11 protein-coding genes and 1 pseudogene are annotated in these 14,667 nt (G+C 71.6%); 8 read left to right on the top strand and 4 right to left on the bottom strand.

Going from position 1 to position 14,667, the window contains the following annotated elements; all coding sequences use genetic code 11:
* Positions 1–937: 937 nt before the first annotated feature.
* Positions 938–1,123, bottom strand: a pseudogene (locus tag M3Q23_15530) (hypothetical protein).
* 1,575 nt (positions 1,124–2,698) lie between these two features.
* Here M3Q23_15530 and M3Q23_15525 point away from each other — a divergent pair.
* The 6 genes from M3Q23_15525 (at position 2,699) to M3Q23_15500 (ending at position 8,896) form a co-directional block, all read left to right on the top strand.
* Positions 2,699–3,574, top strand: a complete 876-nt coding sequence (locus M3Q23_15525; protein MDP9343468.1) for an ABC transporter ATP-binding protein — start codon at positions 2,699–2,701, stop codon at positions 3,572–3,574.
* Complete coding sequence (locus tag M3Q23_15520) at positions 3,571–4,359, top strand: ATP-binding cassette domain-containing protein (GenBank protein MDP9343467.1); 789 nt, start codon at positions 3,571–3,573, stop codon at positions 4,357–4,359. Before M3Q23_15525 ends, M3Q23_15520 begins: the two co-directional genes overlap by 4 nt.
* A 168-nt stretch (positions 4,360–4,527) precedes the next feature.
* Positions 4,528–5,799 (top strand): DUF11 domain-containing protein, encoded by a 1,272-nt coding sequence (locus M3Q23_15515; GenBank protein MDP9343466.1) that lies wholly within the window; start codon positions 4,528–4,530, stop codon positions 5,797–5,799.
* A gap of 186 nt (positions 5,800–5,985) precedes the next feature.
* Positions 5,986–6,567, top strand: coding sequence for a 1-acyl-sn-glycerol-3-phosphate acyltransferase (locus M3Q23_15510; GenBank protein MDP9343465.1), 582 nt, complete (start codon positions 5,986–5,988; stop codon positions 6,565–6,567).
* Between the two features lie 25 nt (positions 6,568–6,592).
* Positions 6,593–7,786: an aminotransferase class I/II-fold pyridoxal phosphate-dependent enzyme gene (locus M3Q23_15505; protein MDP9343464.1), complete on the top strand. Its 1,194-nt coding sequence runs from the start codon at positions 6,593–6,595 to the stop codon at positions 7,784–7,786.
* A 12-nt stretch (positions 7,787–7,798) separates the two neighbouring features.
* Positions 7,799–8,896, top strand: coding sequence for a D-alanine--D-alanine ligase (locus M3Q23_15500; protein ID MDP9343463.1), 1,098 nt, complete (start codon positions 7,799–7,801; stop codon positions 8,894–8,896).
* A 6-nt stretch (positions 8,897–8,902) separates the two neighbouring features.
* On the opposite strand, the gene M3Q23_15495 is transcribed toward M3Q23_15500, so the two are convergent.
* Entirely contained in the window at positions 8,903–9,781 is an 879-nt protein-coding gene (locus M3Q23_15495; protein ID MDP9343462.1) for a polysaccharide deacetylase family protein, read from the bottom strand.
* A 143-nt stretch (positions 9,782–9,924) separates the two neighbouring features.
* Positions 9,925–10,158 carry an Lrp/AsnC ligand binding domain-containing protein gene (locus tag M3Q23_15490; GenBank protein MDP9343461.1) on the bottom strand — a complete coding sequence of 78 codons (234 nt, stop codon included), beginning with the start codon at positions 10,156–10,158 and terminating at the stop codon, positions 9,925–9,927.
* Between the two features lie 211 nt (positions 10,159–10,369).
* Here M3Q23_15490 and M3Q23_15485 point away from each other — a divergent pair, with 211 nt between their 5' ends.
* A complete protein-coding gene (locus tag M3Q23_15485; protein ID MDP9343460.1) occupies positions 10,370–11,032 on the top strand; it encodes a phosphoribosyltransferase in 663 nt (220 codons plus the stop codon).
* Entirely contained in the window at positions 11,029–11,319 is a 291-nt protein-coding gene (locus tag M3Q23_15480) for a hypothetical protein (protein MDP9343459.1), read from the top strand. The genes M3Q23_15485 and M3Q23_15480 overlap by 4 nt, the downstream gene beginning before the upstream one ends.
* Positions 11,320–11,337: 18 nt before the next feature.
* Here the strand turns inward: M3Q23_15480 and M3Q23_15475 are convergent, their stop codons facing one another.
* Positions 11,338–14,397, bottom strand: a complete 3,060-nt coding sequence (locus M3Q23_15475) for a phospholipase D-like domain-containing protein (GenBank protein ID MDP9343458.1) — start codon at positions 14,395–14,397, stop codon at positions 11,338–11,340.
* Positions 14,398–14,667: the final 270 nt, after the last annotated feature.

The following is a 14,667-nucleotide window of genomic DNA, read 5'->3' as shown; positions in this document are numbered from 1 at the left end:
GCGGGCGCCCCGCCCCGGCGCGCGCCGAGCGGGTCGATGTGGGCCCGGGCGCCGCTGTTGCTGTTCCGGTTCCCCGGTGTGTTCCTGGCGGTGGCGGGAGCCGCCCTCGTGCTGGGCCTGACGGCGTCGTCCGGGCACCTGTTCCTGTCCTCGGCGGGCACTGCGGCCCTGGACCAGGAGGTGCAGGGAACCAGCCAGGCGGCCTCCGGGCTCAGCCTCGGCCTGACCGGCCCGCTCGCGCCGGACCGGATCCGGTACCGGGAGCGGCTGGTCCGTGACGCCACGACGGGCCTGGTCGGCCTGGGGGCCATGCGGACGTCGCTCATCGACCAGAGCACCGTTGAGATCGGCCCCAGCCCCCGGCACGGGCACTTCGGGCAGGGACCGTTCGTGGTGCTGGCCACCCGGACCGGCTTCGAACAGCACCTGGACGTCGTCGGGAAGGGCGGCGGTTCCGGCTGGTGGGTGCCCCTGTCGGCCGCCCGGAGGCTCCACGTCCAGGCGGGGCAGACCCTGCACGTGGACGTGGGCATGGTGGTGATCGGCCGAGGGTTCCAGCCGCTCGGCGCGTCGTTCGACCTTCGCGTGGCGGGCGTGTACCGGGACCTGCACACGGTGCCCCCCACACCCTTCTGGGACCCGATCTCCGAGTTCATCTACCCCTCGCCGCAGGCCCTCGGGGAGATCCCGCCGTCGTTCCTCCTGGCGGACGAGGACGAGTTCCTGAAGGTGGAGTCGGTCTTCGTGGGGTCCGGGCCCATGCGCTTCGAGGTCCCGGTGGACATCCGGCGGGTCACCCTGCCTACCGGAAAGGCGCTGGCCGGGAACCTGGAGCGCCTGGAGGGCCAGGTCCAGGACCCCACCTCGCCCCTGGGGGCGGCGTTCTCGGCGGGAACCACGGTGCTCCCCTCGCTGGTGGCGGAGGCCGACCGCACTGTGGCGGGCCTGTCGGCGCCGGTCGACTCGGTGGCCCTGGCCGGGCGCCTGGTGGCCCTGGCAGTGGTGGTGGCCGCCGGCATCTACGCGTTGCACCGCCGCCGGGTGGAGTTCTCCATGCTGATGGCCAGAGGGGTGAGCCCGGTGACGGCGGGGGCCCGGGTGGCGCTGGAAGCGGTGGTGCCGGCCGTGCTCGGGATGGTGGCCGGGTTCGGTGCTGCCGTGGGGCTCACCAAGCTGGCCGGGCCCAGCGACCTGTTGACGGCCCACGCGCTCGTGGCCGGCGCCGTGGACACCGCGGCCACACTGCTGGTCGCGCTGGTGCTGTTGGGCGCGGCCGTCGCGGTGGCCCTGCGCGCGCCGGGGGAGCGCCGGCCGGGGAGGGTCCGGCGCCTCGCGTCTCGGGTGCCGTGGGAGCTGCTGGTGCTGGTGGTGGCGGGGGCGGCCCTGTACGAGATCGAGACCAGGGGGGTCACGCCGCTCTCGACCGGCTTCGGGGCCTCGGGAGCGAGCGCGAAGATCGATCCGCTGGTCCCGCTGTTTCCCATCCTGTTCGTGGCGGGCCTGGGGGGCCTGGCCGTGCGGGGCCTGCGCGGGCTGCTACCTCGCCTCCGGCGGGCCGCCCGGGGATGGCCGTCTCCGCTGTATCTGGCGGGCGAGCGCCTGGCCGCCGCCCCCCGTCCCGCGCTGATGCTGGTGACGGCGTCGGCCCTGGCGGCCGGCATCCTGGTGTACGCGGGGGTGTTCGTGTCGTCGGTGCGCGACACCTCGCACGAGAAGGCGGAGGTCTCCGTGGGCAGCGACGCCTCCATCCAGCTGGCGGAGGCCACGCGGCTCCCCCGGAGGCTGGGGGCCCCGACCACCGAGGTGGTCTCGCTGCCCGTGGTCACCGTGAGCCCGGGGACGAACGTGGCCATGACCGCCATCGATCCCGCCACGTTCGCCGGGGCGGCGTTCTGGGATCCGGGCTTCGCCGACCGGCCGGAGGCTCGCCTCATGGACGAGCTGGGCGCTCCGTCCGGGGACGCCGTGCCCATCGCCGTGGTCGGCGCGCGCTTCCAGCCGAACGTCACGCTCCAGTTCCTGGGGACGACGGTCCCCGCCCACGTGGTCGCGGAGCTGAAGGGGTTTCCGGGGATGCCTGCGGGGGCGCCGCTCGTCGTCGCGGCCACCCGGGTCCTGGAACGGGTGGTGGGGAAGCAGGGTCTGATCCTCGAGGACCTCCAGCCCCAGTTCGAGCTGTGGGTGAAGGGAAGCCCGGCCCCGGTGGTGCGAGCGCTCCGCGAGGATGGGATCTTCCCGGCCACGGTCATCACGGCCGAGCACGTCGCGCAGACGCCCGGGTTCCTGGCGCTGTCCTGGCTGTTCGGGTACCTGGAAGCGCTCGGCGCTCTGGCCGGACTGCTGGCCCTGGTGGCGCTGGTGCTGTACCTGGAGTCCCGCCAGCGCGCCCGCGAGGTCTCCTACGCCCTGGCCGTCCGCATGGGCCTGTCCCGGGCGGCCCACCTGCTATCGGTGGCCGTGGAGCTGACGGCCATGCTGCTGGGCGCGTTCACCATCGGCGCGGTGCTGGCGGCGGCCGGCTCGTTCACCGTCCACGGGAAGGTGGACCCGCTCCCGCAATTCCCGCCCGGAGCGTTGTTCCGGCTGCCCGGCGGGCTGCTGGCGGTCCTGGCGGCCTCCGTGTTCGTGTCCGCCGCGGCCTCGGCCTGGATCGTCCAGCGGCGGGCCGACCACGCCAACGTTGCGGAGGTGATGCGTCTTGCCGGCTGAACCACGCGACGCGCCCACGGGACCGACGGCCGCACCCGTCGCAGCGGAGGTCGAACCGGCAGGCCTGGCCGCCAGCTGCACCGGCGTGGTCAAGATCTACTGGACGGCGACGGGAGAGGTGAACGCCCTGAAGGGCGTGGACGCGTCCTTCCCCCGGGCCGCCGTCACCGCCGTGGTGGGCCCCTCGGGTTCCGGGAAGTCCTCGCTGCTGCGGATCCTCGCCGCCCTGGACCGGCCCACCGCCGGCCAGGTTCGCGTCGGCGACGTGGAGCTGTCGGGCCTGTCCTTCGGCCGGCTCCGCAAGGTCCGCCGCCGGCTGATCGGGTACGTGTTCCAGCGGCCCGCCGACAACCTGATCCCGTACCTCACGGCGTCGCAGCATCTCGCGCTGGTGGCCCGGCTCCGAGGGCGTCGCGGCGCGGCCGGCGCGGACGAGCTGCTGGAGTTCCTGGGAATCGCCGACCGCCGCCACCACCTCCCGCACCAGCTCTCCGGCGGCGAGCAGCAACGCCTCGCCTTCGCCCAGGCCGTGGTGGGCGGCCCGCCCATCGTGGTGGCCGACGAGCCCACGGCCGAGCTGGACAGCGCGTCCGGCGAGGCCCTCCTCCAGCTGGTCGGCGGCCTCGCCCGGATGGGCACGTCGTTCGTGGTGGCGACCCACGACCATGCCGTGGTCCGGCAGGCGGACCGGACGCTGTATCTCCGGCACGGAGCGATGGAGGGCGAGGCCGGCGCCGAGCGGATGCTCTCCGTGATCGACGCCGCCGGGAGGATCCAGCTCCCGCCCGAGGCCCTCCGCCTGTTCCCCGACCGGCGGGCCGTCATCGCCCTCGAGGAGGACCACGTGAGGATCACCCCACCGTGAGCGGCAATCGAAGCGCGGACGCCGGTGCCGCAGGCGCGTCGGGCGACGGCGTGCTCTTCGAGGCCCGGGACCTCCGGAAGTCCTACCGACGGGGCCCGGAGGAGGTCCGCGCGCTGGCGGGCGTGACGTTCGCGCTCCGGGTGGGTGAGGTGGTGGCGCTGGTCGGACCGTCCGGCTCCGGCAAGACCACCCTGCTGAACGTGATCTGCGGATGGGAGCATCCCGAGGCCGGCGAGGTGACCTGGGCCGGGGACGGCGGCGGCGCCAGCGCCAGCGACCGCGAGGGGCGCAGGGGCCGCGCCCGGCGCGAGGGGCGAGAGGTTCCGCCCGTGGCCCCCGAGCGGCGGCCCTGGTCGGACCTCGCCATCGTGCCCCAGGACCTCGGATTGCTCGAGGAGCTCTCGGTGCTGGAGAACGTCGAGCTCCCGCTCCGGCTGTCGCACCGGCTGGACAGCGAAGGGCGGGCCCGGGCCGTCGGGTTCCTGGAGGAGTTCGGGCTGGTCGCCTACAGCGAGCGCCGGCCCGGCGAGATCTCGCTGGGGGAGCAGCAGCGCGTGGCCCTGGCCCGGGCCATGGTGATCCGCCCACGCCTCCTCCTCGCCGACGAGCCCACCGGACACCAGGACGAGGGGTGGGCCCGCGAGGTCTTCCGGGCGTTCCGCGAGTCCACCGCCGCGGGGACGACCTGCCTGGTGGCGACCCACAGCCAGGAGTTCCTGAAGCACGTCGACCGGGTCCTGTCGATCCGCGACGGCCGCATCGAGGCCGACTCGACCGCCGGGTAGGACGCCGGGGGGCCCAACAGATCGCCCGCCACGATCGATGGCCGCCACGGCCTCCCAGGTGTGCCGATTGGTTTGACCTTCCCGTCCCGGAGACGCAGGATGGGAGGGTTCCACCATCAGGAAACCCCGCAAGGCCCGTGGCCGCGAAGCCGGCGAGGAGGGGTCGACATGACAGCAGCGAGAGGTGCACGCCGCTTCCTGACAGGGTTCTTCGTCATCACCGCGCTGGCGTTGGCGGGGGCGAGTCCGAGCCTGGCGGCCGCCCCCTCCGCCGACCTGTCCATCTCCAAGACGACCGGTTCCGGTTCCACCTCCCCGGGGGCATCCATCCCGTACAGCATCACCGTGCACAACCACGGGCCCGACGCCGCTGCCTCCGCCAAGATGACCGACGCGCTGCCCTCGCAGACGGTGTTCGTGTCCATCTCGGCCCCGTCCGGATGGAGCTGCTCGACGCCGGCGGTGGGCACGAACGGCACCGTGACCTGCACCACCTCGTCCATGGCCTCGGGGGACAACGCCACCTTCTCGCTCCAGGTCCAGGTGAAGTCGAACACCGCCAGCGGCACCACCATCACCAACACGGCGTCCGTCGACTCCTCGACGAAGGACCCGGACCACTCGAACAACAGCGGCACGGCGAAGACCAAGGTGGAGGCGGAGGCCGACCTGTCCATCACCAAGGCGGCGACCACCAGCCCGGGCGTGGCCGGCGCCACGGTGAACTACACCATCGACGTGCTGAACAGCGGTCCCAGCCCGGCCGTCAACGTGACCATGACCGACTCCATCGTCCCTCCGGAGACGTTCCGGCTGGTGACACCTCCCAAGGGCTGGACGTGCGCTCCGCAGTTCCAGGCGGTGACCTGCACGAAGGCCAGCCTTCCGGCCAACGAGGTGGACACCATCGTCGTGCAGGTGGCCTTGAGCCCGGACATCCCCAACTTCACCACCGTCCAGGACACGGCGAAGGTCTCCTCCGACAGCCACGATGCGCACCCCGGCGACAACAGTGACACGGAACACCTCCTGGTGGTCCGTCGGGCGGACCTCGCTCTCACCATGAGCGGGCATCCGCATCCGGTCGCGCCGGGGCACACCATCCACTACGCGATCGACGTGCACAGCGCCGGCCCCAGCGACGCCAAGAAGGCCAAGGTCGCCGACTTCGTGGGCGGTCGCAAGGTGTTCGTCAGCGTTTCCGCTCCGGAGGGATGGTCGTGCTCGCATCCGGCGGTGGGGGAGACGGGGGCGGTGCGGTGCACCAACCCTCTGGTCGGCCCCGGGGAGGACGACGTGATCCGGCTGGTGGTCCGGGTCCGCCACCACACCCGTCCGGGCACGTTCGTGTCGAACACGGCCACGGTGTCCTCGCCCACTCCGGATCCAAGCGGCGCCAACAACCACGACACCGTCACCGTGAAGGTGCGGAATCCATAGCAAACGGGAACGGCTTCGCGTAGGCGCGCGAGCCCGCCCCGCCCATTCTGCCCGTCGGGGCTGGAGGGTAGAATCGGTCGTCCCCAGAGGGAGGCCGGTCTGGAGCCCTGGTTTCGACTCGCCGAGAGCGTTCTCATCCCGCCGATCAAGCTGTGGTTCAACTGGCGGTTCGAGGGGCTCGAGCACGTGCCCGCGGAGGGCCCGGTCCTGGTGGCCTGCAACCACATCTCGTACTTCGACCCGCTGGCCCAGGGGTATTTCCTGGAGAAGGCGCAGCGCCGGCCCCGCTTCCTGGCCAAGGCCGAGCTCTACGACCACTGGTTCCTGCGCCGGGTCCTGGAGGGGACGAAGCAGATCCCGGTCCACCGGGGAACCGGCAGCGCCGCCCCCGTCGACTCGGCCAAGCGGGCCCTGGCCGCCGGCGAGGCCGTGATGATCTATCCCGAGGGCACGGTGACCCGGAACCCCGACTTCACGCCGATGGAGGGGAAGACGGGCATCGCCCGCCTCACGCTCGGCACCGACGTCCCGGTCCTCCCGATCGCGGTGTGGGGCTCCCAGCACGTGTGGCAGCGCGACGGCGCCCGGAGCCTGAAGTTCGGCCGGCCCGTCTGGGTCAAGGCCGGCCCGGCCATGGACTTCTCGCAGTACGAGGACGGGAAGGACGATCCCGCCGTGCTGCGCGTGGTGACCGACCACGTGATGGCCGAGCTGTCGCGGCTGGTGGGGGATCTGCGGGCCCGATACCCGAAGCGGTGGTCGCAGTGACCGCTCCGGCCCGGCGCCGCCCGGCATGACCGACGAGGAACGCCGGCCCGGCTTCGCCACCCGGGCCATCCACGGGGCCCGAACGCCTCCCGTCGAGCAGGACCCGGCCAGCGTCCCCATCTACCAGACCTCGACGTGGCGGTTCGACACCTCCGAGGACTATGCCGAGGTCATCAACTTCCGCCGCCACGGCTACGTCTACGGCCGCGGGTTCGGCAACCCCACGGTGGAGGCGTTCGAGGGGGTCATGGCCGACCTCGAGGGGACGGAATCGGCGTACGCGTTCGCCTCGGGGATGGCGGCCGTCCACGCCACCGCCACTACGTTCGCGACCGCCGGCGACCGCATCGTGTCCAGCACGGAGCTGTACGGGGGCTCGTACTCGCTGTTCCACTCCGTGCTGCCGCGCTACGGGATCGAGGTCACCTACGTCAGCCCCCACGACGTGGATGCCGTCGCGGCGGCCCTCCCCGGCGCGAAGCTCTTCTTCGTGGAGACCATCGCCAACCCGAACTGCACGGTCGCGGACCTGGCGGCGCTCGGAGCGCGGTGCCGCGAGGCCGGTGTCCCCTCGGCCGTGGACAACACGTTCGCCTCGCCGTACCTGTGCAACCCGGCGGCGCTCGGGTTCGACGTGGTGCTGCACTCGGCCACCAAGTACGTGGGCGGCCACAGCGACCTCATCGGCGGGGTCGCGTGCGGCTCGGAGGAGACGCGCGTGGCCCTGCGGCGTACGGCCATCGACGTGGGCGGCGCGATGGAGGCGTTCCCGGCATGGCTGTGCCTGCGCGGGCTGGTCACGCTGCCGCTTCGGATCGAACGGCATTCCGGGTCCGCCCAGCGGGTGGCCGAGTTCCTGGAGTCGCATCCGAAGGTCGAACGGGTCCATTACCCGGGCCTGGCCTCCCACCCCCACCACCGGATCGCCCTTCGCGAGCTGCGCGGCGGCCTGGGCGGAGGGATGCTCGCGGTGGAGGTGGGCGGGGGAGTGGACGCCGCGGTGCGGTTCTGCGACTCCTTGAAGCTGGCGTGGGTGGGGACCTCGCTCGGCGGGGACAAGACCCTGGTGGGGCACGCGGCCTCGACCACCCACCGCCAGATGGATCCGGAGGCCCGGCGCGCCGCCGGCATCGCCGACGGCCTGGTCCGCGTGAGCGTGGGCCTGGAGGACGCCGAGGACTTGGTGGCGGACTTCGACCAGGCTCTCGAGAAGGCGTGAGACCCTGAGCGGATGAAGCGGCGCATCGCCATCCTGTTCGGCGGCCGCTCGGCCGAGCACGAGGTGTCGTGCGTGTCGGCGCGTTCGGTGAAGGAGGCCCTCGACCCCGAGCGGTTCGAGCCCGTGTTCATCGGGATCACCAAGGAGGGCCGGTGGCACCTCCTGGAGGGCCCACCCGAGCTGACCGCGGGCGCCGCCGCGCTCCCCGGCGTCTCCGCGGCCGCCGGCACCGCGGTCGAACTGCACGGTGAGGCCGGCGAGGCGGGGGCCGCCCTGGTCACCGAGCGCGGAGAGCGGAGCTCCGTCGACATCGCGTTTCCGCTGGTCCACGGGCCCCAGGGGGAGGACGGGACGCTCCAGGGCCTCCTCGAGCTGGCGGGGATCCCCTACGTCGGCGCGGGCGTGCTGGCGTCGGCGGTGGGGATGGACAAGGCCGTGCAGAAGGTCCTGTTCGCGGCGGCCGGCCTGCCGGTGGTGGCCCACGAGGTCATCCACGAGCGCGAGTGGGAGGAGGACGCCGAGGCCGTGGAGGCCCGGGCCGAGCACCTCGGCTACCCGCTGTTCGCGAAGCCCGCCACGCTGGGCTCCTCCGTCGGGATCTCCCGCGTGGGCCGCCGGGAGGAGCTTCGGGCCGCGCTGGAGGAGGCGTTCGCGTACGGCGGGAAGGCGCTCCTGGAGCGCTCCATGGAGGGGGCCCGGGAGATCGAGTGCGGCGTCCTCGGGAACGACGAGCCGGTGGCGTCGGTGCCCGGCGAGATCCTGCCGGCGGGGGAGTGGTACGACTACGCCGCGAAGTACCTGGACCAGGGGACCCGCCTGGTCATCCCGGCCCGGCTCGCCTCGGAGGTGACGGAAGCGCTCCAGCGCATGGCGGTCTCGGCCTTCCGGGCCATCGACTGCGCCGGGATGGCCCGGGTCGACTTCTTCTTCCGGGAACCCGACGAGATCGTCCTGAACGAGATCAACACCATCCCCGGTTTCACCCAGGTCTCGATGTACCCGAAGCTGTGGGAGGCCTCCGGGCTGTCCTACGCGGAGCTCATCGACCGCCTGTGCGACCTCGCCGTGGAGCGCCACGAGCGGGAGCGCAAGCGCAGCACGCGCCCCTGACCCTCGCTACGGGCACGCCCCCGTCTTCAGCTGCTTCAGCGAGGGCGGGTCCCGCTCCAGCAGCTGCTCGATCGTCACCGGCCTGAATCCCCGGGCCTTGATCACGCTCAGGATGGAGGAGAGGGCGTGGAGCGTCGTGGAGCGGTTCTCGTGCAGGAGGATGATGGCGCCGGGCCGCAGGCCGCTCGACACCCGGGCCAGGATCTGGTCGGGGCTCGCGCCCTGGGAGTCCATCGAGTCGATGCTCCACAGGACCTCGAGCATCCCGTGGGCTTCCAGAAAGGAGTCCAGCGCCGCGTCGTGCGCACCGTACGGCGGCCGGAACAGCACGACCGGGGCCCCGGTCACCTGGGCGATGGCCGTCTGCGTGGCCAGCACCTCGGAGACGAGCGTCGCGTTCGGTTTGCCCACCAGGCTCACGTGGTTCCAGGTGTGGTCGCCGATCGTCCCCACCGTCAGCTCCTCGGAGGGGATGTCGGTCAGCGCCGGCCACCCGGAGAGCTCCTTCCCCACCAGGAAGAAGGTGGCCCGGGCGCCGGCGGAACGCAGGATGGTGATGGTGGCCTCCGAGAGCGGGCCGGGGCCGTCATCGAACGTGAGCCCCACCAGCGGCTTCCGGTCGCCGCCGCAGCGCACCGGATAGCCCAGGCCGACCAGCCGCTGGATGATCGCGGGGACCTCCGTGCTGAGGGGCGACGGGCTCGGCGAGGGAGCCCGGGTGGCCGGCGGGCTGGAGGCCTGGAGGGCGGCGGGCGAGGTGGGCGCGTGATGCCGGCTGGCCAGGGCCGCGCCGACCGACCGCAGGATCACGCCGAGCAGGAGCAGCGTGACCACGGTGACCACGAACGCGCCGAACCCGCGCCGGCCCGGCGGGGCAGCGTTCACCGAAGGAATGGGGAGCGGTCGGGCGCGGCCATGGTGCGTGGCCATGGTAGCCCCCGCCCCGGGCGGGGTCTAGCTTATTGGAACGGGAAGATGGGCACGCGGCCTTCGAGCGAGAGCCGGGCCGTGCGGGTGGTGGGACTCGGCTACAGGTGTACGACCGGGCAGGTCAGCGTGCGGGTGATTCCCTCGACCGCCTGGATCTTGGCGACGACCAGCTTTCCCAGCTCGTCGACGTTGCGGGCCTCGGCACGCACGATCACGTCGTAGGGGCCCGTCACGTCCTCGGCGGCGGTGACGCCCTTGATCTGGGCGACCTCCTTGGCCACCTGGGCGGCCTTGCCCACCTCGGTCTGGATGAGGATGTACGCCTGAACCACGGTCACCTCCCGCGCTCGGTGAACGGAGGATCTCCCCGCCTGAGGTTCGCGCCATCCTATCGGCCCCGCCGAAGCGGCGGCAAACCAGGCTCGGCGGTCGGAAGCGTCCCGCCAGCCCCGGCGGCGGGCATAATCGCGATGTGAGCGCCGCCAAGGGGAAGGGCGGGAACGCGGACCGTCTCGATCCGTACCGCGACCCGAGGCTCGGCCGGTGATCTTCGCCGACCGGACGGAGGCCGGGATCCAGCTGGCGGAGGCGCTCTCCCGTTTCGAGGGGGACGACGCCGTGGTCCTGGCCATCCCCCGGGGCGGCGTGGTGGTGGCCGAGCCGGTGGCTCGCCGCCTGTCGGCCCCCCTCGACGTCGTGGTCCCCCGGAAGGTGGGCGCCCCGGGGAACCCGGAGCTCGGCCTCGGTGCGGTGGCGCCCGGCGTCCGCGTGCTTGACGAGCGCCTGATCCGCGACCTCGGGGTCACCCCGGACTACCTGGAGCAGGAGATCGCAGCCCAGGAAGACGAGATCGCCCGGCGCCTGAAGGTGTTCCGCCGGGGCCGGCTCCCCGTGGACGTGACCGGACGAACGGTCATCGTGGTGGACGACGGCGTCGCGACCGGCGGGACGGCCGTGGCGGCGTGCCGGTGGGCCCGGGCCCATGGGGCCGGCCGGGTGGTGCTGGCCGTTCCCGTGGCGCCCCGCCAGGCCATCCCGACCCTGGGGGAAGAGGTCGACGAGCTGGTCGTGCTGGCCACGCCGGACCCTTTCTACGCCGTGGGCCAGTGGTACCGGGACTTCGAGCAGGTCAGCGACGAGGAGGTGGCCCGGATCCTCGACCAGGCCGCGCGGGGGCCCGACCCCGACCCAGGCCGCGGCGAGTGAACGTCTTCGAGGTCGTGGTGGCCGGCCTGTTCGCGGCGGGCGGCGTCTGGTCCTTCGCCAGGTGGGTCCGCCGGCCGCTGCTGTCCACCAGCCTGCGCGACCAGGTCCTGTACGCGGCGCACCTCACCGGCCGGGTGGGCCTGTGGTTTGCCATGGCGGGGTTCTTCCTGGGCTACGCCCTGCTGGACGAGCCCCAGCGCTTCCGCTGGTACATCTACGTCCCGATCGGCCTGGCCATCATGCAGCTGCTGGCCGGCATCGGCTTGGGCCGCTCCCGCTCCGAGTAGTCAACCGCATTCGCGTGCTCACTCGCTCCAGAGAACGACTTGGAAGCAGACCACGCCGAGATCCGAGGGCGTGATGGGACTCGGTGGGTCTCCTGGAGGCGGTTCGGGCCGCAGTCCCAGCTCGTCCACGACTCCAACGATGAGCTCGGCGAGTTCATGAACGCCCAATCCATCTTCGCGCGCACGCCGGCGAATCTCAGAGATGGCCCGGGTCACCTGGTGGCCGCGCCCGACACCCAGTGCCTGGTCGGCCCGAGCGTACGCAGGTTCGTCGGGAAGATCGGGACTTCGCAGGATGTCGAGTGCCCATCGCTGGCTAGCAGGGAGAGCTCCTTCGATACGCTTCGGGTCCAGCCGCGCGTTGTAGTCCGTGCAGATGTCCTGGGCAGCGATGGTCCAGAGCCGCTCCAGAACGTCTCCCCGCGGAAACTGTGCCCGTGGCGCAGACTCCGGATCGATGAGACGGAGCATTTCGAGGTCTTCACGAACGATCTCGTCCTCGAAGGTGACGAACCGCCACTGGCGCTCCCCGCTGGAGGTACGGCACGCGAAGAAGACACCGCTCCGAGGGGAATCCTGCCGGACGAACCCCGAACCGATGCCCCAGGGCAGCCGACGAAGGGTGTCGAAGGCTCCCTCGTCGAGCAGTCGCGACAGCACCCACCGGTACTGCTCGCCGGCGAACGCCCCGGAGCCTGGAGCCTGCCCCTCGTCAAGGAGGGATGCGTCGCCTTCCTCCAAGCGCCGGAAGAATCCTTCCAGCTCGGCAATCGCCTCGTCGGCGTAACTGCGGGACACGGCCTCCACGTCCGCTAGGACCGGGGACTCCATTCCGAATGTGGCATTGGCGGCCGCGATCTTCCCTCGAACCCGGGCCTCCAGCCTCAACGCGGCCTCCAGGTCCCCTGCCTTCGGGAGCAGCGTGAACAGGAATACCCGGTCGTGCGGGCTACGCAGACGGATGACCCGGCCGTTCCTCTGGACCACCCGCTGTGGGTTCCAGGGAAGGTCGTACGACACGACGGCTTGGGCCTCCTGGAGGTTCTGCCCTTCCGAGACGACGTCCGTCGACACCAGCAGATCGACCTCTCCATCCGGCGGCTCGAAGGTCGGGTCGCCGGTCACCGAATGTGGGCAGAACCGCTCCAGGCGGCGGATCCGGTCCGTCGGCTCGGTCTCGGTCCCGATGATCACCACCATGTCCCGAGACCCGAAGCGAGCACGGTCCAGGTCGATCGCCTCCGCGACGTACCGCGCCGTGTCGGCATACGAGCAGAAGACCGCGACCTTCGAAGCCTCGGTTCGTTCCAGGATGGTGGCCAGGGCCTCCAGCTTGGGATCGGGAAGCGCCATCAACCGGTCCAACGTGGCGGACAGCTCCAGCAGACGTTCGAGGTCGGCCTGGACATCTGCCAGGAAGGACGGATCGAAGCTGGAGGCAGGTAGCGCTCCCTCGTCCTCCTCCAGTGCTTCCTCGATGAGGTCCGGCAATGGTGCGCCCTCCTGGGCGCCAAGGATCAGGTCACGAAGAGTGCCGACGGACGGCACGACCGCTCGCGCCGTCCAGGCCTCGACCAGCAGCTCGTGCGCGAGGATCATCCGCCGGAGCGTCTCGCGGGCCGCCGCCACCGAGGACTCGAATCGCTTCAGGAGCTGGGACTGCATCAGGCCGGCCAGGGCCTCTTCCCGAGCGACCTGATCGGGTCGCCCACCCAGCAAGTACCGGGCCGGGACGTACCTGGCCATGGTGAGCCCGCCGATGGTGTCCACCACGTCTCCGAACACGCCCGGGTAGACGCTGTCCAGGTCGTATCGGATTTCGTCGAGGACTGGGCTCGGGAAGCGCACCGGCGTCCCGTCCTGGAACGTCTCGCCCTCGTAGTGGTCCATGATGAAGCGCCGGTCGCGGCGGACGGCGACGGCATCCACCAGCGGGAACAGGACTTCCTCCCGGATCTGATCGGGATCGCGGGCCCCCGCCGAGGCCACGAGTTCCCTCAGCGATGGGATGGCGAGGTGGCTGGACCGGAAGAACGCGTCGTGCCGGGCGAAGAGCATGACCAGGTTGTGCAGGTCCCACAGCGAGTTGTTCACCGGGGTGGCGGTGAGCAGCACCACGTCCTTCCTGGTGCCGCCCAGAAGCCGGTCCAGGGCCGCGTACCAGGTGTTGTCGGAGTTCCGGAAGGCGTGCGCCTCGTCGATCACGACCAGGCGGTAGGCGTCCTTGTCCAGCCGCAGGCGTCGCTGCCCTCCGTCGCCCAACTGGCGGTCCGCCGCGAGCTCCTGGTAGGAGACCACCTGCCCCGGGAGGAGGGCCTCCTCTAGCCGCTGCTCCCACAGGGACTCCCGCAGCTGGGCTGGTGTGATGACCAGGGTGTACAGCCCGCGTTCGCGTCCGTACTCCTCCAGGAACCGGAGGCCGATCTCGGTCTTCCCGGTGCCCACGCCATCCGCGTAGATCACGCCGCCGAAATCGCCCAGGATCCGCCGGGCCCGCCGGTAGCCCTGCTCCTGGAACCGGGTCAGGGTCACGCCACCCGCTCTGACCTCCCCGCCGGACTCCCTCTCCACCTCGTCCCCGTACAGCTCGAGCAGCGCCCGCCGGAAGATGGTCTGGGGGTCGTACTGATCCTCGGGCGGAAACAAGAGAGCAAGCAGGTCGTCCTTGAACTCGTCGGCCTCAGCCCACAGCTCGTCGAACCAGTCCAGGGCCAGGGTCACGGTGCTCGGCTGGTAGCTCACCGCTCCCAGCTCCAGGTTGTGCTCGAGCCCGCCCGAGGTCAGATTGGCCGAGCTGACCAGGGCGGCGCTCTCGCCGGCCAGCCCCCCCGAGCCGTCCCGCTCCGCGAAGAGGTACGCCTTTCCGTGCAGGAACCGGGTGGTGAACCGGCGGACCTGCACTCTGTCCTGGAGCAGAAACGCCTCCACCAGGTCCAGGCTGGCCGTTCGGCGAGACTCGGGGAACGCGTCGAAGTCGCGTTCACCACGCAGGTTCTCGAGCGTCCTCCGGAACAGGTCGCTCGCCATGCGTGGTTCGCGGGCGCCGGCCGGAACCGCGCCGAGCCAGGGCTCGGGCATGGCTCCCAGTAGTAGGCGAACGGGCCGACCCTCCGGCCCCGGCAGCGTCGCCAGTGCTACCAGGCCGCCAAACCGGACATAGCCCGTTGCCACGGACACCGGCGCCAAGCGGTGCTCTCCCAGCCACCGCAGGGCCTCCGCGTGGCCGGTCCGGAACCTGTCAAGCACTTTGAGACACGCCCTCGTCACTCGTTCTGTGCGACCACCTCCTCCTGTGGCTCGTTGATCCAGGCGACCGTCGGCAACTTCGGTGGTGCCGGCCGGCGGCGA

This window comes from Actinomycetota bacterium (genome assembly GCA_030774015.1).
Classification (GTDB): Bacteria; Actinomycetota; UBA4738; order UBA4738; family JACQTL01; genus JALYLZ01.
Note: the sequence above shows the minus strand (reverse complement) of the source record. Positions and strands in the feature narration are given on the sequence as shown.

Bases quoted from the DNA above. Each gene is read 5' to 3' on its own strand.
- M3Q23_15515 (MDP9343466.1), top strand. From the start codon at position 4,528: ATGACAGCAGCGAGAGGTGCACGCCGCTTCCTGACAGGGTTCTTCGTC.
- M3Q23_15505 (MDP9343464.1), top strand. From the start codon at position 6,593: ATGACCGACGAGGAACGCCGGCCCGGCTTCGCCACCCGGGCCATCCAC.
- M3Q23_15500 (MDP9343463.1), top strand. From the start codon at position 7,799: ATGAAGCGGCGCATCGCCATCCTGTTCGGCGGCCGCTCGGCCGAGCAC.
- M3Q23_15475 (MDP9343458.1), bottom strand. From the start codon at position 14,397: ATGCCCGAGCCCTGGCTCGGCGCGGTTCCGGCCGGCGCCCGCGAACCA.